General features: G+C 73.7%; 12 protein-coding genes. 4 read left to right on the forward strand and 8 right to left on the reverse strand.

All coding sequences use genetic code 11. The features are described 5' to 3' along the window. Window positions 1-15: 15 nt before the first annotated feature. Complete coding sequence (locus ACTVAJ_RS22690; protein WP_470390247.1) at window positions 16-321, forward strand: hypothetical protein; 306 nt, start codon at window positions 16-18, stop codon at window positions 319-321. A gap of 15 nt (window positions 322-336) precedes the next feature. On the opposite strand, the gene ACTVAJ_RS22695 is transcribed toward ACTVAJ_RS22690, so the two are convergent. Then, on the reverse strand, window positions 337-1,080 hold the full coding sequence (locus ACTVAJ_RS22695) for a spermidine synthase (RefSeq protein ID WP_470390248.1): 744 nt from the start codon (window positions 1,078-1,080) through the stop codon (window positions 337-339). A 170-nt stretch (window positions 1,081-1,250) separates the two neighbouring features. Here ACTVAJ_RS22695 and pulA point away from each other — a divergent pair, with 170 nt between their 5' ends. Further along, window positions 1,251-4,037, forward strand: a complete 2,787-nt coding sequence (pulA, locus tag ACTVAJ_RS22700; RefSeq protein WP_470390249.1) for a pullulanase-type alpha-1,6-glucosidase — start codon at window positions 1,251-1,253, stop codon at window positions 4,035-4,037. A gap of 67 nt (window positions 4,038-4,104) precedes the next feature. Here the strand turns inward: pulA and ACTVAJ_RS22705 are convergent, their stop codons facing one another. The 7 genes from ACTVAJ_RS22705 to ACTVAJ_RS22735 form a co-directional block, all read right to left on the reverse strand. After that, window positions 4,105-5,493, reverse strand: a complete 1,389-nt coding sequence (locus ACTVAJ_RS22705) for an MFS transporter (RefSeq protein ID WP_470390250.1) — start codon at window positions 5,491-5,493, stop codon at window positions 4,105-4,107. Between the two features lie 775 nt (window positions 5,494-6,268). Next, a complete protein-coding gene (locus ACTVAJ_RS22710) occupies window positions 6,269-6,448 on the reverse strand; it encodes a hypothetical protein (protein WP_470390251.1) in 180 nt (59 codons plus the stop codon). Between the two features lie 130 nt (window positions 6,449-6,578). Next, complete coding sequence (locus ACTVAJ_RS22715) at window positions 6,579-7,751, reverse strand: VWA domain-containing protein (protein WP_470390252.1); 1,173 nt, start codon at window positions 7,749-7,751, stop codon at window positions 6,579-6,581. Then, the gene (locus ACTVAJ_RS22720; RefSeq protein ID WP_470390253.1) at window positions 7,748-10,120 is read right to left on the reverse strand and encodes a DUF5682 family protein; all 2,373 of its coding nucleotides are present in this window, start codon (window positions 10,118-10,120) and stop codon (window positions 7,748-7,750) included. The genes ACTVAJ_RS22715 and ACTVAJ_RS22720 overlap by 4 nt, the downstream gene beginning before the upstream one ends. Continuing rightward, complete coding sequence (locus ACTVAJ_RS22725) at window positions 10,120-11,235, reverse strand: ATP-binding protein (RefSeq protein WP_470390254.1); 1,116 nt, start codon at window positions 11,233-11,235, stop codon at window positions 10,120-10,122. Before ACTVAJ_RS22725 ends, ACTVAJ_RS22720 begins: the two co-directional genes overlap by 1 nt. Continuing rightward, a complete protein-coding gene (locus ACTVAJ_RS22730) occupies window positions 11,236-12,756 on the reverse strand; it encodes a DUF5691 domain-containing protein (RefSeq protein WP_470390255.1) in 1,521 nt (506 codons plus the stop codon). Then, window positions 12,753-14,003, reverse strand: a complete 1,251-nt coding sequence (locus ACTVAJ_RS22735) for an SWIM zinc finger family protein (protein WP_470390262.1) — start codon at window positions 14,001-14,003, stop codon at window positions 12,753-12,755. The genes ACTVAJ_RS22730 and ACTVAJ_RS22735 overlap by 4 nt, the downstream gene beginning before the upstream one ends. 476 nt (window positions 14,004-14,479) lie before the next feature. Between ACTVAJ_RS22735 and ACTVAJ_RS22740 the strand changes: the two genes are divergently transcribed. Together ACTVAJ_RS22740 and ACTVAJ_RS22745 are read left to right on the forward strand one after the other, a co-directional pair. Further along, window positions 14,480-15,892 (forward strand): cytochrome P450 family protein, encoded by a 1,413-nt coding sequence (locus ACTVAJ_RS22740; RefSeq protein ID WP_470390256.1) that lies wholly within the window; start codon window positions 14,480-14,482, stop codon window positions 15,890-15,892. A gap of 322 nt (window positions 15,893-16,214) precedes the next feature. After that, a complete protein-coding gene (locus ACTVAJ_RS22745; protein ID WP_470390257.1) occupies window positions 16,215-17,153 on the forward strand; it encodes an alpha/beta hydrolase family protein in 939 nt (312 codons plus the stop codon). Window positions 17,154-17,161 lie beyond the last annotated feature (8 nt).

Genomic DNA, 17,161 nt, shown 5'->3' on the forward strand with positions numbered 1-17,161 from the left:
GGGAACGGCCCCGGCGTGAGCGACGACGCCCCCGGCACGGGCGACGACGTCACGCTCCGTCTCACCCGCGACCAGGCGCTGGTGCTCTCCGACTGGCTGGACCGGATGGAGGGCACCGCCGCGTTCGCGCGGGTGGTGGACGACCCCGCGGTGCGGAGCGCGCTGCACCGGATCTCCGGCGCCCTCGACAGGGGGTTGCCCGCGACCTTCGCGCCCGACTACACCGAGCGCCTGCGGGCCGCGCGCGAGCGCCTGGTCGGGGAGCTGGGTGCGGAGTTCGTCCGCGAGACGGGCGGGGAGCCCGACGCCCCCGAAGCCTGACCCCGCCCGGGACGGTCAGGCCGTACGGTCCGGACGCGTGCCCAGGTAGACCGTGTTGGTCGACGGCTGGTCGAGGTAGGGGTTGGGGAAGGCGACCACCTCGGCGCGCACCCGGTCCAGAACCGCGCCGAGGACCTCCAGGTAGGCCTGGTCGGGCGGATCGTCGGACCACAGCGCGAAGACTCCGCCGGGGCGCAGGTGTTCGGCGAGTCGGCGGGTCCCCTCGACCGTGTAGAACGCCGCGTGCGCGGGGGACAGGACGTGGCGCGGCGAGTGGTCGATGTCGACGACGACCGCGTCGAACACACGGCCGGGCTCGTCGGGCAGCAGGCCCCCGGGCGAGGCGACCGCCGCGAAGAAGTCGCCGTGCTCCAGACGGCAGCGGGGGTCGGTGGACAGGTTGCCCGCCGCCGGGACCAGGCCCTTCTCATGCCAGTCGACGACCGCCGCCAGGGCCTCGACGACGGTCAGCGAGCGCACCCCGGGGTCGTCCAGCACGGTCGCGGCGGTGTATCCCAGACCGAGCCCGCCGACGACCACGTCGAACCCGTCCTCCCCGCCCCCGGCCCGCAGCTCGGCGAGGGCGAGCCGCGCCATCTCCTCCTCCGCCGCGGTGAACAGGCTCGACATGAGGAACTCGTCGTCGAGCCGGATCTCGTGGACGTCGGTGCCCGCCGCGGGGTCCCAACGGCGGCGCAGGCTGATCTCACCCATCGGGGTGGGGCACCAGCCGAGCTCCTCGATCCTCGGTTTCGCCACCGGTACTCCTGACATGCGAGGAAGCGGGTCCACCGGTGACCCTACGGCACGACGGGTCTCCGCACGGAAATTTGCAAACTTGCGGAAATTTTCTGGAAACTCTTGCAGTCCGGGTCCGGTCTCATTACCGTTCCGGTGACCGCCCCCCGGCGAGAGGACCGGCCTCCCCCATGAGATCCCCGTGGTTCCGGACACACGCTCCCGACCGCCAGGACCACCCACGACCAGCGCGGACGATCGCCTCCGGACTGGTCGCGCTGCTGGTGGCCCTCCCACTGCTCTCCACCGCCCCCGGATCAGCCGCGACGACGGAACCCGTCGGAACGGACCTCGACACCCAGCGCGCGCACTGGATCGGGACGGACACCCTGGTCTGGCCCGGTGACCCCGACCCCGACCGCACCTACTCCCTGGTGTCCTCCCGGGGCGCCGACCTGGACGTCTCGGGCGGCTCACTCGACGGCTCCGACATCACCGTGGAGCTGAGCGCTGACCCCGACGGCCTGACCGAGGCCCAACGCGCCGCCTGGCCGCACCTCGCGGACCTGTCCGTCCTCGTCCCGGACCGCGTCGTCGAACCCCAGCTGCGCAGGGCCCTGACCGGCCAACTCGCCGTCGTCGAGCAGGACGGCGACGGCCGGGTCACCGCCGCGACCGGCGTCCAGATCCCCGGGGTCCTCGACGACCTGTACGCGGACGCCGCCGACGCCGACCTCGGCACCGTCTGGGATGACCGCGGCCGCCCCACCGTCTCCGTGTGGGCACCCACCGCGCAGTCGGTCGGCCTGGAGCTGTACGAGGACTCCGCCACCGACGCGTCCCGCTCCGTCCCGATGCGACTGGACCGGCGTACGGGCGTGTGGTCCGTCACCGGCCAGGAGGACTGGAAGGGCCGCTACTACACGTTCGACGTGCGCGTCTTCGCCCCCACCACAGGACGTGTGGAGGACAACCGGGTGACCGACCCCTACAGCGTCTCGCTGGCCACCGACTCCGCCCGGACCCACCTGGTCGACCTCGACGACCCCGCCCTCGCTCCGGAGGGGTGGGACGACCGGGCCAAGCCCGGGGCCGTGCCCGTGAACGAGGCGGTCGTCTACGAACTCCACGTGCGCGACCACTCCGTCAGCGACCCGACCGTGCCCGGGGAACTGCGCGGAACCTTCGGAGCCTTCGCCGAACGGGACTCCGAGGGGATGCGGGACCTCGCCGCGCTCGCCGCGGACGGCCTCGACTACGTGCACCTGCTGCCCGCCTACGACATCGGTTCGGTCCCCGAGGACCCCGCCGACCGGACCGAACCCGACTGCGACCCGGCCTCGTTCGCGCCCGACTCCCCCGAACAGCAGGCGTGCGTCGGCGACACGCGCGGCGGCGACTCGTTCAACTGGGGCTACGACCCCGTCCACTACACGGTGCCCGAGGGCTCGTACGCGACCGACCCCGACGGCTCCGCCCGGGTCACCGAGTTCCGTTCCATGGTGGGCGGGCTCAACGACGCGGGGCTGCGCGTGGTGATGGACGTGGTGTACAACCACACCTACGCGGCCGGGCAGGACGGGCGCTCGGTGCTCGACCGGATCGTGCCCGGCTACTACCACCGGCTCCTGGCGGACGGCTCGGTGGCCACCTCCACCTGCTGCCCCAACACGGCCCCGGAACACCTGATGATGGGGCGGCTGGTCGTGGACTCGGTGACCACGTGGGCCCGCGAGTACCGCGTGGACGGCTTCCGGTTCGACCTCATGGGCCACCACCCGAAGCAGAACATGCTGGACGTGCGCGAGGCGCTGGACGCGCTCACCCCGGAGGAGGACGGGGTCGACGGCTCCGAGATCATCCTGTACGGGGAGGGCTGGAACTTCGGCGAGGTCGCCGACGACGCCCGGTTCGAGCAGGCCACGCAGACCAACATGGCCGGGACCGGGATCGGGACCTTCAACGACCGGCTGCGCGACGGTGTGCGCGGCGGCGTCCCCTTCGACGCGGACCCGCGGGTGCAGGGCTTCGGCAGCGGGCTGTACACCGACCCGAACGCCTCCCCCGCCAACGGCACGGCGGACCAGCAGCGCGCCCGGCTGCTCGGCTACCACGACCTGGTCAGGGTCGGGCTGACCGGCAACCTCCGCGACTACCGGTTCACGTCCTCCTCGGGCCGGGAGGTGACCGGTGGGGAGGTCGACTACAACGGGGCACCGGCGGGCTACACGCTCGCCCCCGGCGAGGCGGTGACCTACGTCGACGCGCACGACAACGAGACCCTGTACGACGCGCTCGCCTACAAGCTGCCCCCGGACACCCCGATGGAGGACCGGGTGCGCATGCAGTCGCTGTCCCTGGCCACGGCTCTGCTCGGGCAGGGCACGGCGTTCGTGCACGCGGGTTCGGAACGGCTGCGCTCGAAGTCGCTGGACCGCAACTCCTACGACTCCGGGGACTGGTTCAACCGGTTCGACCGGGACTGCGAGCGGGGCAACAACTTCGGGGTGGGCCTGCCCCCGGCGTGGGACAACGAGGACAAGTGGCGCTACGCCGAGCCGCTCCTGGCCGACCCGGACCTGGTCGCGGACTGCGCGGCGGTGGAGGCCAGCCGCGAGCGGTTCGGCGAGCTGCTGCGGATCCGCTCCTCGACGCCCGCCTTCTCCCTGGGCACGGCCGAGGAGATCCAGGCGCGGCTGACCTTCCCGACCAGCGGCGCGGACGAGACCCCGGGCGTCATCACGATGCACGTGGACACCGCGGGGCTCGACGGTGAGTGGGAGTCGGTGACGGTCGTGTTCAACGCGGGCGTGGAGACCGCCGAAGAGGGCGTGGCCGCCCTGGTCGGCGCGGACGTCGGTCTGCACCCGGTACAGGCGGACTCCACGGACGCGGTGGTGCGCGGGTCGGCCTTCGACCCGGCGACGGGCACGCTGACGGTGCCGCCCCGCACCGTCGCCGTGTTCGTCGAGGACTGACACGACCCGACCGCCCGCCACCCGTCGAGGGGCGGCGGGCGGTCCCGTGTACACGCGGGCGAGGGTGTCAGTCGACCCCGGCGGGGCTCCCCTCGGCCTCCGCCACCCGGCGGCCGAGGACGGCGACCACCGCGACGGCCACGACGGCGCACCCGCCCAGGACCAGTCCCACGACGTGGAACGCGTCGGTGAAGGCCGCGCCCGACAGACTCCCGCCGGTGAGGACCGCCAGCACGGCGCCCGCACCCGCCAGGGAGACCGTCTCCAGGGTGAGCCTGGAGGCGTTGAACACCCCCGCCGCGGTCCCCGCCCGTTCGGCGGGCACCGTGCCCAGCGCCAGGCCGTCGATGAGGCCGTTGGTGAGGCCCACCCCGGATCCGATCAGAAGGAACGGCAGGAGGAGACGCGGGGGTGTGGCGTCCGGTCCCAGCGTCGTGAGCGTGAAGGCGCCGACCGCGACCAGTGCCAGCGCCCCGGTCACGACCGCCGTGTGCGGAAGGCGCGCGGCCAGTTCGGCACCGGCGGTGGGCAGGACCAGCGTGGGCACCGTGAGCATCAGCAGCCACAGGCCCGCCTGGGCGGGCCCCAGGCCGACCACCGCGATGAGGTAGGAGGGCAGGTACACCAGCAGCGGGACGAGCACCACCATGAAGGTGGCCGCGGCCAGTGCGTAGGCCACGAACCGGCGGTTGGCCAGGACGGCGACGTCGACGAGCGGGTCCCGTCGTCCGCGCTCGACCAGGGCGAACACGGCGAACAGCAGGAACGACACCGCGAGGGCCGCCACCATCAGGACGGGTCCGCGCCCGGGTCCCTCCACCAGCGCGGTGATCAGGGTGAGCAGAGCCGCCGTGAACAGCGCACCGCCGAGCAGGTCGACACGGCGGCCGGTCCCCCGGACCGGGGGGAGCAGGGGTACGAGCAACAGGACCGCGCCGGCGACCACGGCGGGGGCGGCGAACGCGGAGCGCCAGTCGAGGGTGTCGATGAGCAGACCCGCGACCGCCGGGCCGAAGGCGGTGCCCGCCCCGGCGACCGTGCCGAGGAGGCCGAACGCGCGGGCGCGCGCGGGCCCCTCGAACACGGCCGTCAGGATCGCGGCCCCTCCGGCGACGACCGCCGCGGCCCCGACACCGCCCAGGGTGCGCAGGACGACGAGGGTGACGATGTCCTGGACCAGCAGGATCGACAGGCCGCTGACGCAGAAGAGGACGACACCGAGGGTGTAGACCCTCCGGCGGCCGATCGCGTCGGCGACGGAGCCCGCGGACACCAGGAAGGCGGCGAAGCAGGCGTTGTAGGCGTTGACGACCCACTGCGCCGCGGCCAGCCCGCCGCCGAACTCCGCCTGGATGGCGGGCAGGGCGGCGGAGGCGCCGGTGATGGACAGCGGGAGGACGAAGATGGACGTGAGGACGGCGACGAGGACGAGAGCGTCGCGTTTTCGGGCAGGCAAGGAAGGTGCTCCAGGAGTCGGGATCAGAGCCGGGCAGCATGAGGAACCGCACCGGCGTGGAACGCGGAAACGGCTGGGATTGCTGTGGGCTTCGGCCGCCGGAAGGGCGCGCGATGGGGGAATCGCCCTAGGCGGCCTGATCCTTCGACTCGGGCACGGAGGAAGGGTAGCGGGCGCGCTCGGTGCGGTGCCACCGGTTTTCCGCGTCCGTCACCCCGTGGCGCGCTTCCTACCGCGCGGAACGCCCCGGGAGCCGGGTTATCCGGAACGCACCCGTTTCCCGCCTGTTCGTGCGCGCCTCCGAGGCGTCCGCGCGGTTCTCGTGAGAAACCCCATGGAACACTCCTGGCGAAAATGCCATAATGCCTTTCGGTCGGCCCGTACCGACCAGGAGAAGAACGGAATCCGCAACGCCTCGTCATCGGCGGCACGCGTGGTGGGGACGGCCTCCCGGCCCGCGCCGGACCGCCGCCGCACTCCGGTTCCGCGCACACGCGGACGGCGGTTCGCACCGATGGCGGCTCCGGATCCCGCACGTGGTCCGGCTGCGACCCCCCAGCAGCCGGGCCACCCTCCTCGGTGCTGCGGGACGGCCCGGGGCCGCGGCCGCCGGACCGGCCGGGATGCCGTTTCCCCGGCTATCGGAGATCGACGACCAGCGCGCATTCGGCGCGGAGGGATGTCGGACCGGGCTCCGGAACCGCACACCCTCCGGTCACCTTTCTCGGCCCGGACCCCCGGGACCGCGCGCCCTCCGGCAGCCTTTCCCCGGCGATCACACGCGCACCATGACAAGGACCCCGCAGGACCAGTCGAGCAGCGGCAGGCGCGCCCAGCCCGGCCGCGACCCCAGGTCCCGGACCGGCTCCTCGCACGACATGGTGAAGCCGAGCGCCTCGGTGTCGGGCCCGATCGCGTCCAGGACCGCCGGACGGTCGGATGCGGTGACGGTCACCTGCCTGCTCCCCACTCGTCGAAGGACGTCGCGGCCAGGCCACGGAAGGGCGCGGCGACAGGCCATGGCTTTCCTCCCGCCTGTGGACGAGCGCGGGGCGGGGCCGCCCCGCGACCCCGCCCCGCGCACGTCACACGTCCTGCTGCTTGTCCACCCAGGCGGTGAGCGGCTGGCCCTGGATGGCCGCGGCCATCAGTTCCGGGAACATGTCCGGCGTGCACGCGAACGCGGGCACGTCCATCTCCGCGAGCGCCGCCGCGTTCTCCCGGTCGTAGAAGGGCGCGCCCTCGTCGGACAGGGCGAGCAGCACCACGACCTGTGTCCCGGCCGCCTTCATCGCGGCCACCCGCTTGAGCATCTCCGCCCGGACGCCGCCCTCGTACAGGTCGCTGATCAGCACGAACACCGAGTCGTTCGGCTTGGTGATCAGCTCCTGGCAGTAGCGAATAGCCTTGTTGATGTGCGTACCGCCGCCCAACTGCGTCCCGAACAGCACCTCCACCGGGTCGGTCAGCTGCTCGGTCAGGTCCACCACGGCGGTGTCGAAGACCACGAGCGACGTCCTCAGCGCGCTCATCGACGCCAGCACCGCGCCGAACACGCTCGCGTAGACCACGGAGGCCGCCATCGACCCGCTCTGGTCGATCGCCAGCACGACCTCCTTCTGCACGCCCCGGCTCCGCCGCCCGTACCCGACCAGGGTCTGCGGCACGATCGTGTTGTGCTCGGGCAGGTAGTGGGCGAGGTTCCGGCGGATGGTGGCGTTCCAGTCGATGTCGGACACCCGGCGCGGCCGGTGGGTGCGCGCCGACCGGTCGATCGCGCCCCGCACCACCGACGTCGTCTTCTGCGCGACCCTGCGCTCCAGGTCCTCCACGACCTTGCGCACCACGGCGCGGGCCGACTCCCGGGCCTCGTCCGGCATCACCCGGTTCAGCGACAGCAGCGTCCCCACCAGGTGCACGTCCGGTTCGACGGCCTCCATCATCTCCGGCTCCAGCAGGAGCTGGTGCAGTCCCAGCCGGTCCATGGCGTCCTGCTGCATGACCTGGACGACCGAGGTCGGGAAGTACTCCCGGATGTCGCCGAGCCACCGCGCCACCTGGGGCGCCGAGCCGCCGAGACCAGCACCGCGTTCGGAGGTGAGCGCGCCCGCCCCCGTGCCGCGGCCCCGGTCGGACCGGTTGTACAGGGCCTCCAGGGCACCGTCCATGCCCTGGTCGCCCGTGCTCAGCCCGGCGCACCGGGCCTCCCTGCCGAGCACCAGCCGCCATCGGCGCTCGCGTTCGTCCACGGTGTTCACGACCCGCTCCTTCCGTTGGTGAGGATGGCCGCGACGGCGGCCAGCGCCGGGGCGGCCCGTTCGGCGTCCACGGGCCTGCGGTCGGCGGCCGGTGGCCGCTCGCCGCCGCCCCCGATCCGCGCGGCGGCCTCGCCGATCTCCCTGCGTTCGGGGCCGTCGAACGCCCCGAAGGTGCGCCGCAGCAGCGGCAGGACCGATGTGAACCGCTCCTCGGGCAACCCCAGCAGCCAGGTGTCGATCAGCCTGAGCAGCCGGTCGTCGTGCACCAGGATGAGCCCGCTCCCCTGGAGGAAGCCCTCCAGCCAGGCGGCGGCCTCGGCGGGTTCGGTCCCCGGCGACATCGCCAGTCCGAGACGGCGGCGCAGCTCCCCGGCCTCCAGCAGCGAGGCGTCCAGGAGCATCCGGTTGACCCGTCCGGCGATCCGGCCCGGCAGCGACTCGCGTGCGGCGAGCGCGACCAGCGTCTGCGTCCACACCCGCTCACCCTCGCCGCCGAGCAGCGCGGCGGCGGTGTGGGTCGCGTCGATCCGCCGGACGAACTCCGCCGCCGCGTCGTCGTCCAGTCCGCGCACGGCCGGGACGAGCCCGACGCACACCCTGCGCAGGATCTGTTCGGCAACCGCCCGCAGATGCGTGTCGTCGGTGCCGCGCACGTCCCCGTACCGCGCCGACCGCGCCAGCGGCGGCAGCGCCTCCATCAGGTGCGTGACGTCGCTGTCGGTCGCGGCCCGGTCCGTGAGCAGGGACAGCACCTCGGGCAGGGCGTCACCGAGTTCGGCGAACAGGCACTGCTCGGTGAGCGAGGTCAGCGTGGGCAGCGTCGCGTCCCGGGCCGTGTCCACGACCCTGGCCGTCGCCGCCGACTCCACCGTGGTCCCCCACTGGCTGGCCTCGATGAGCGCGACGTCCATGTCCGGTTCCCACCGGATCCGCCACGACTCGTTGAACGTCCCCTTCCGCCCGCGGTCGGGTGTGCGCGGCTCTCCCCACCCGACCCCGAGCAGCCGCAGCCGGTGCAGCAGCACCCCGCGTTCGCGCTGGCTGTCCTTGCGCAGGTCCAGGTCGAGGTCGCGGTCGAACGGCTCGGGCTTGAGCCGCAGCCGCTTCTGCGCCGCCATCAGGTCGCGCTGCAACGGCACCATCGGGGTCGACGGGGGCACCGACCCCATGCGCTCGCCGACCGACATCCTCCCGTGGACCAGCGCCGCCCGGGTCGGCTCGCCCTCGCACAGCACGGCGGTGAGCGCCTCGGACATCTCGTCGAGCCCGGCGAGCGGCCGTCCGCGCAGGACGGCGAGGCTCTCGGCCAGCCGCACCCCCTCGATGACGTGCGACGACGACACGTGCTGCCCCTCCTCGCGGAGCAGCCGGGCGGCGTCGGCCAGCCACCGGTGCACCGGCCGGTCGGGGGCGGTGAACAGGTGGTGGTACCAGCCGGGGGCGGTCACCCCGGCGCCGTAACCGCTGGCGGCGGCCAGGCGGCCGTGCGTCCACGGCACCCAGGTGGCGGTGACCTTCGCCTTGGGCAGGCCCCTGAGCAGGGCGGTGTCGTCCTTGACCGGGTGGTCGGCGACGTCGCGCAGTGCGGGCGCGTGCCAGGCGCCGCACACGACGGCCACGCGTTCGTGCCCCTGTCTCAGGACGGTGCGCAGGGTCTGGCGCATGTACGCCTCACGGCGCGCGTCCCGGTCGTCCTCCGGCCCGGCCTCGGCGCGGACGGCGGCCATGGCGTCGGCGATCGCGGGGAACGGGGAGGGCTCTCCGTCGCGGCGCTGCTCGACGACGTCGTCCCACCAGCGTTCGGCGTCGTCGTACCCGGCGGCCTCGGCGAGCACCCCGAGCGGGTCGACCCGGACGCGCTCGTCCCCGGCCGCCGACGGACCGGTGGACGCGTCCTCCTCACCCTCGGGCGGGCCGTCGGCGCCCCGGTCCCCGTCGGCCGCGCGCTCCCCCTCCTGCTCGGCCCGCGCCTCGGCACGGGCGACCCGCTCGGCGAGCGTGTGGGCGGCGGGCAGGTCGCAGAAGCGCACCGGGACGTCCGCGGAGACCGCGTACCGCAGCGCCTCCCACTCCGGGGAGAAGCTCGCGAACGGCCAGAACGCCCACCCCTCCCGGGAGGCCGAGGGGGTCGGGGAGGCCGACGCGGAGCCGCCCCTGGGCGCGTCGTTCACGTAAGCCAGCAGGGCCACGGGCGGCTCCAGCTCCCCCACCAGGTGCGTGAGCGCGTCCGCCTCCGGCGGCCCCTCGATCAGCACCGCGTCGGGCTTGATCTCCTCCAGGGCCGCCCGGACGGCCCGGGCCGACCCCGGGCCGTGGTGCCGCACGCCCAGGACGTGCAGCCCGCTCGTGTCCAGTCGGGCTCGGGCCATCAGGCGCCCACCTCGCGGCACGCCTTGTAGAACTCGCCCCACCCGTCGCGTGCGCGCGCGACGGTCTCCAGGTACTCGCGCCAGACGACGCCGTCGGACACCCGGTCCTGGACGACGGCGCCCTGGATCCCGGCCGCGACGTCCGCCGGACGCAGCTGACCGTCGCCGAAGTGCGCGGCCAGCGCGATGCCGTTGGTGATCACCGAGATGGCCTCGGCTGTGCTGAGGGTGCCGCTGGGGGACTTGAGCTTGGTCCCGTTGTCCTCGGTCACCCCCGAGCGCAGCTCGCGGAAGACCGTGACCACGCGCTGGATCTCGGTGAGGCTGGTCGGCACCTCCGGCAGGTCGAGCGCCCGGCCCAGCTGCTCCACGCGCTGGGTGACGATGCGGATCTCGTCCTCCACGCTGTCCGGGACCGGCAGCACCACCGTGTTGAAGCGGCGGCGCAGCGCGCTGGACAGGTCGTTGACGCCGCGGTCGCGGTCGTTGGCGGTCGCGATGATGTTGAACCCGCGCTGTGCCTGGACCTCGATCCCCAGTTCGGCCACGGGCAGCGACTTCTCCGACAGCACGGTGATCAGGCCGTCCTGTACGTCGGAGGGCATGCGGGTGAGCTCCTCGATGCGCCCGATCGACCCGCGCGCCATCGCCGTCATCACCGGGCTGGGCACGAGTGCCGCCTCGGACGGCCCCTCGGCGAGCAGCCGCGCGTAGTTCCACCCGTACCGGACCGCCTCCTCGGAGGTGCCCGCGGTGCCCTGCACCAGGAGGGTGGAGTCACCGGCGATCGCCGCGGCCAGGTGCTCGGACAGCCACGTCTTGGCCGTACCGGGCACACCGATGAGCAGCAGCGCGCGGTCGGTGGCCAGGGTGGCCACGGCGACCTCCACGACGCGGCGCGACCCGATGTACTTGGGCGTGATCTCCGTTCCGTCCTCCAGTGTGGCGCCCAGCAGGTACCGGGTGACGGCCCAGGGGGAGAGCTTCCAGCCGGGCGGACGCTGGCGGTCGTCGTTCTTGGCCAGCGCCTCCAGTTCCGCGGCGTAGGTCTGTTCGGCGTGGGGGCGCAGTGCCTGCGACGCGTCGGTGCTGATGGAGGGGGTGCTGCTGGTCAACTAGAGCTCCTTGTGCATGTCGAGACGGAAGCGGAGGAGTTCCCTCAGGCGGAGGAAGGCGTCGGCCTCGGCGCCGTCGCGCGGCGGGGCCTCGGGAAGGTCGGCGAGGTGTTCGGGCGGTACGAACCCGGCCGCCAGGTGGCAGAGGTGGCGGTAGGCGGTCGCGTTGCGGCCCTTACCGGCCGCCGGGGCGCTGACCCGTTCGAGGACCAGCCGGGACAGGTCCCGGTTCCAGGGGGCGGCGACCGCCTGCGCCAGGTGGGAGAGGTCGGCCTCACGGGTGCGGTCGCGGACGGCGTCCAGGACCACCGCGCAGCGCTCCTCGACGGGGAGCGGGCTGAGGAGGACCTCCAGCTGGACCACCCTGCGCCGCCGCGCGTTGTCGGCGGTCTGCTCGGCCAGGCGCGTGCCGAGGGACCGGAGCACGGCGCGGGCCCACCCGGGGTCGGACTGGAGCCCGATCGCGTTGACGAACGCGTCCCGCAGCCGTGGTTCACGGGACTGCTCGGTCAGGGCGAGGACCCCGTCCGGGGTGGTGTCGAACAGGTCGGTCCACGCGTCCAGGGGGGCGTGGGTGATCAGGGCCCAGGTCCGCTCGAAGATCTCGCCGGTGCTCTGGGGTCCGTCGGGGACGGCGAGCGCCAGGTCGCGGAGGACGCCGGTGTGGTCGGCCCCGATGCCGTCGACGACCAGCTCGCCCCGGTCGCCGACGTGCGCGCGTTCACGGACGTACCGCCGCAGCCGGTCGGCGTGGGCGCTGCCGGGAAGCCGGGTGAGCAGGGACAGCGCCAGGCCGCGGACGTTGGCGGCCCGGTCGTCCAGGACGGTGTCCAGGAAACCGGCGTCCCCGGGGACCGGCCCGGCGGAGAACGTGTCGAGCAGGCGGCGGCGCGTCTCGGCCGTGCCCAGTGAGCCCCACACCTGCTCCAGGCGCCCGCGGGCGGCGTCCGGGTCGGCGGCGCGCAGGACGGCCAGGGCGCGGCGCCGTTCCGCCCGGGTGCCGTCCGTCCACTCCTCCTCGGCGAAGGCGTCCCCGGGCAGTGCCTCGGCGGCCACGTACTCCCACTCCGGTCGCAACCCGGCCAGCCACCGGCCCCGGGTTCCGACGGCGGCGGCGACGGCGGGGCGCAGCTGGCTGTCCCGCTCACCGCGGGCGAGCAGGGCGGGGATGGCGGCGCGGTGCACCTCGCGTCCACCGGCGGCGACCAGCTCCAGCCACTCGGGGAGCAGTTCGGGCCGGTGGGCCAGGATCAGCGAGAGCCGGTGCGCGGCCGCGGCGCCGATGCGCGGGGACTCCGGTGCGGGGTCCGGCGCGACGGGCTCCGCGGTCCCGGGCGTGTATCCGGCGGTCCGCCGCACCGTGGCCAGGGCGGCGCGGTCCAGCAGGGCCTGGGCGCCCTCGGCGGCGGGGGTCCGGGGGAGGTCGGGGGTGTCGGGAACGGCGCGACGGGCGGTGCCCACGAGCGCGGTGGAGACCAGGCGGTCCCAGGAGTCGGCTGGGGCCAGGGGGTCCGGTGTCACAGTGGGTTGGCCTTTCCGTCCGTGTCCCACACGGTCAGGGGGGTGAGTCCGTCGCGGGGCGACCACTCGGCGACCACGGTGGCGGGATGGCCGCCCGTGATGGCGAGGAGGTTCCAGGGGGAGCCGCCGTCCAGGGGGAGCGCGGTGCCGGTGGGGTCGACCAGGTGCCATCCGCCGTCGCGGGCGGGGGCCGCCCGGTCCAGGACCACGGGCCAGGTGTCCCGCCAGGGGTCGACGGCGAGCGCCGCGGCGAAGGCGTCGAGCGCCTCGACCACCGTTGCGCCCTGCGGCGGGGGCGCGGCGCGGGTGTCGCCGTCGGCCGCGGGGACCACACGCTGGCCGTCCGGGTAGAAGGCGAGTTCCGTGGTCACCTCGGTTCCGACGCGGAAGGGCGTCCGCGGTGTCTCCCCCGAGCGCGCGAAGCTCAGCGACAGGGCGAGGCGGCCGGTGCGGATCCCGCGCAACCAGACACGGCGGGCGGTCATGTCGCCCTCGGCGGTGGTGGTGTCCCTCGACCCCAGGACGGTCCAGGTGTCGCGGACGCGTTCCCCGTCCGCCAGGACCTCGTCCGCCTTGGTGGTGATACCGACCCGGGCGCGGACCACCCCGCGCGTGCGTTCGTCCAGGCCGTCCCCGGCACGGTGGGCGCCGACCAGCAGGTGGATCATGCTGAGGCGCTCCAGCAGGACCCCGGGCCAGTCGGCCGCCCGGACGGCGCCCGGCAGTTCGGCGACGGCGGAGGCCGCGCCGCCCGCCTTGGCGTCCACCAGGCGCTTGGCCATCCGGTCCCAGTGGTCGTAGCGGTGCTTGGGCGCCTCCGCGAGCCCGCCGTCGATCTGGTCGTCGAGCCAGAGGCGGAGCTCGTCCATGCCGCCCGCGACGGCCTTCTCCCGCTCCCTGAGTGTGGCCTCCACCCGCTTGGGGTCGGCGGGTCTGGCCGCCCTCTCCACCGCCTTGGCCCTGCGCGCGGCACGCCCGCCCAGCCAGGCGGAGACCCACTCGGGGTGCTCGTCGCGTACGTCCACGCCCCCCTGCGACCACAGGGCGAGCAGGCCGAGCACGTGCTTACAGGGGATCTTGCGGCTGGGGCAGCTGCACTTGTAGGCGGGCCCTCCCTCACCGTCCAGGTGTGCGGCGGCGAGGTAGGGCTTGGCGCCGCTCCCCTTGCACTCGCCCCACACCGCGGAGACGGCTCCGGAGGGGTCGGTGATCACTCCGCTCTGTGGCCAGGAACCAGGCTTGGCCACCTTGAGCGCCGCCTTGCGTGACGGGGGATCCGGGGCCAGCGCCCAGACGTCGTCGGTACTCCATCGATCGCTCACGTGGACGACGCTACGGCTGGGCACCGACAGTCCGGGGCGGGGCGGCCCCGGCCGCGCCGGGCGGCACCGGAGGCCCGGGAAACGGCGGAAAAGGAATACGTCGGCGGACATGCCAGAATTCCCGCACCGCAGCCCACCGAACCGGGAAAACCCGGGCCAGCTTTTTCCGAATGCTGTTGAGAAAGGACCCGAATCCCCTCTAGAATTCCACGACCAGGGCGGACATCCCCGTTTTCCGCCGTGCACGGGACACCCGCCGGAGAAGAGGCGAGGCACCCGGACGGCCGCGCCCCGACCCCCGGTCGGGCCCGCCCAGCCCCTTCCCCTCCCGTCACCGCGACGACGTGTCTTCTCCTCGAAGGGAGGGAGGCGGCCCCGGCACGCCCGGGGCCGCGCACCCGATGACGACCATCCGAACCGACGGCGGCGACCCTCCCCAGGAGCCCCCCGCACACTGCCCGCACCAGCTCGCCCGGCTGCACGGACCCCTGCCCGACAGCGGGCTCGACGGGCTCTGGGAGAGGCTGCGGGAGCGCCACGGCGCGGTCGCCCCAGCGGAACTGGAGGACGGTGTCCGCGTGTGGGTCCTGCTGGGCTACCACGAGAACCTCACGGTCCTGCGGAACCAGCGGCTGTTCTCCAGGGACACCCGCCGCTGGCGCGAGGTGGTCGAGGGCCGCGTCGACCTGGCCACCTCCCGTCCCACGCTCTCCTGGCGGCCCAACGCCCTGTACACCGACGGCCCCGCCCACACCAGGCTGCGCACCCCCATCGTGGACGCCCTCGCCAGGGTGGACCTGGCCGCGACCGAGCGGATGGTCCGCCGGATCGCCGACGACCTGGTGGACGCCTTCGTCGCACGGGGCCGGGCCGACCTCATCACGGAGTTCGCCGCCCCGCTGCCGGTCCTGGTGGTCAACCGCCTGTACGGGCTGTCCGACAGCTACGGCCACATGCTCGGCGACCTGACCTCGATCGTCTTCGGCGAGGACGCCAAGCGGGGCGCGGACGCGGTGTCGCGGATCCAGCAGTACTTCGCCGGTCTGGTGGTGCGCAAGCGGGAGTGCCCCGGCGAGGACCTCGTGTCGTGGATGCTGGCGCACCCGGCGGGGCTCAGCGACCACGAGGTCGCCCACCAGGCCGCGCTGGTCAACAACGCCAGCCACCAACCGACCACGCACCTCATCGGCAACACCATGCGCACCCTGCTCACCGATCCCGGGCTCCGGCAGGCCCAGGCCGACGCGTGCGTGTCGGTCCAGGACCTTTTGGACCACGTGATGTGGACGGACATGCCGTTCCAGTTGATCGCCGCCAGGTTCGCCCTGCACGACGTGCGGATCGGGGACGCCGACGTGCGGGCGGGCGACGCCCTGTTGATCGGCTTCGCCCCCGCCCACCGCGACCCCGCCGTGCGGCCCGCACCGGAGAGCTGCGCCGCCGGGATGGTCGGCGGCAACCGGGCGCACCTGATGTTCGGGGCGGGGCCGCACGCCTGTCCGGCACGGGAGCTGGCCCGGATGATCACGGCCGTCGCCGTCCGCACGCTCAACGAGCGGCTCACCGGGCTGCGTCTGGCCGTCCCGCCCGAGGAACTGCGCGCGGTCCCCTCGGTGTTCGTCCGGGGTCTGCGCGAACTGCCCGTCTCCTTCACCCCCGCCGAACCCCTGCACCGGGCCGACCCCGAGCCCGCGGAGCCGCAGCGCGGCCCCCGCCTCCCCCCACCGCGGCCGGAGCCGGACGGGGACCGCCGCGAACCGGACCTGCTCGACCGGCTCCTGTCCTGGTGGCGGGGGCCGCGGCAGCGGGGCTGAGCACCGCGGGGACGACCGCGGCGGGCACCGGCCCCGGTGGTCGGCCACCGGGGCACCGTCGCCGAACCGGCCGGTCGGTCGGTCGGTCGGACTGGTGATCACACGGATTACATTTCACCGGAACGACACCATAGTGAAACCAGACACAGAAAGGAGAAACCCGACCGGTGCCCCCACACCCCGGGGAGCAGAGACCGACATTACGCACGAAACCCCGGGGAGATCACCGAATACGGACGGCGCGACCGTTTTTCGGCAACGGAACAACCCCCTGGAACGCGGCCTCGGACCGCGTTTCCCGCTGCAGGAAAAGGACAACGACGTGCGAACGAAGAACCCCCCGCCCCCCACCGACACGACCGCCGCCGGCACCGCGCGCTCCTGGGCCGCCCGCGTCACCGCGAGGGCCGCCCTGGCCGTGGCGCTGACCCTGGGCGCGGCCGGAGGTCTGGCCGCGCCCGCGCACGCGGCCGACAACCCCCACGAGCGCGGCCCGGACCCCACGGAGGAGAGCGTCACCGCCGTGCGCGGCCCCTTCGACACCGACACGACCAGTGTGTCGTCCCTGGTCTGGGGCTTCGGCGGCGGCACGATCTACTACCCCACCGACACCAGCGAGGGCACCTTCGGCGGTGTGGTGATCGCCCCCGGGTACACGGCGAGCGAGTCGTCGATGTCCTGGTACGGCCACCGGATCGCCTCACAGGGCTTCGTGGTGTTCACCATCGACACCAACACCCGGTACGACCAACCGGACAGCCGGGGCCGCCAGATGGACGCGGCCCTGGACTACCTGGTGGACGACAGCGACGTCGCGGACCGGGTGGACGACGACCGCCTGGCCGTGATGGGCCACTCGATGGGCGGCGGCGGAACGCTGGCCGTCGCCGAGGACCGGCCGGAACTCCGGGCGGCGATCCCGCTCACGCCCTGGCACACCCAGAAGAACTGGTCGGACGTGGAGGTGCCGACGTTGGTCATCGGCGCGGAGAACGACACGATCGCGCCGGTCTGGTCGCACTCCATCCCGTTCCACGAGAGCCTGGACCCGGACCTGGACTCGGCCTACCTGGAGCTGCGCGGCGCGAGCCACTTCGCGCCCAACATCTCCGACACGACGATCGCCCGGTTCAGCATCTCCTGGCTGAAGAGGTTCGTCGACGACGACCTGCGGTACGAGCAGTTCCTGTGCCCGCCGCCCAGGACCGGGATCGGCACGGACCTCTCGGACTACCGGGACTCCTGCCCGCACGGTTCCTGACCCCGTCC

It is taken from the genome of Nocardiopsis sp. KDC1DS13DA1, assembly GCF_055632325.1.

Coding starts and splice junctions, on each gene's coding strand:
- pulA (WP_470390249.1), top strand. CDS start 1,251: ATGAGATCCCCGTGGTTCCGGACACACGCTCCCGACCGCCAGGACCAC.
- ACTVAJ_RS22720 (WP_470390253.1), bottom strand. CDS start 10,120: ATGGCCCGAGCCCGACTGGACACGAGCGGGCTGCACGTCCTGGGCGTG.
- ACTVAJ_RS22740 (WP_470390256.1), top strand. CDS start 14,480: ATGACGACCATCCGAACCGACGGCGGCGACCCTCCCCAGGAGCCCCCC.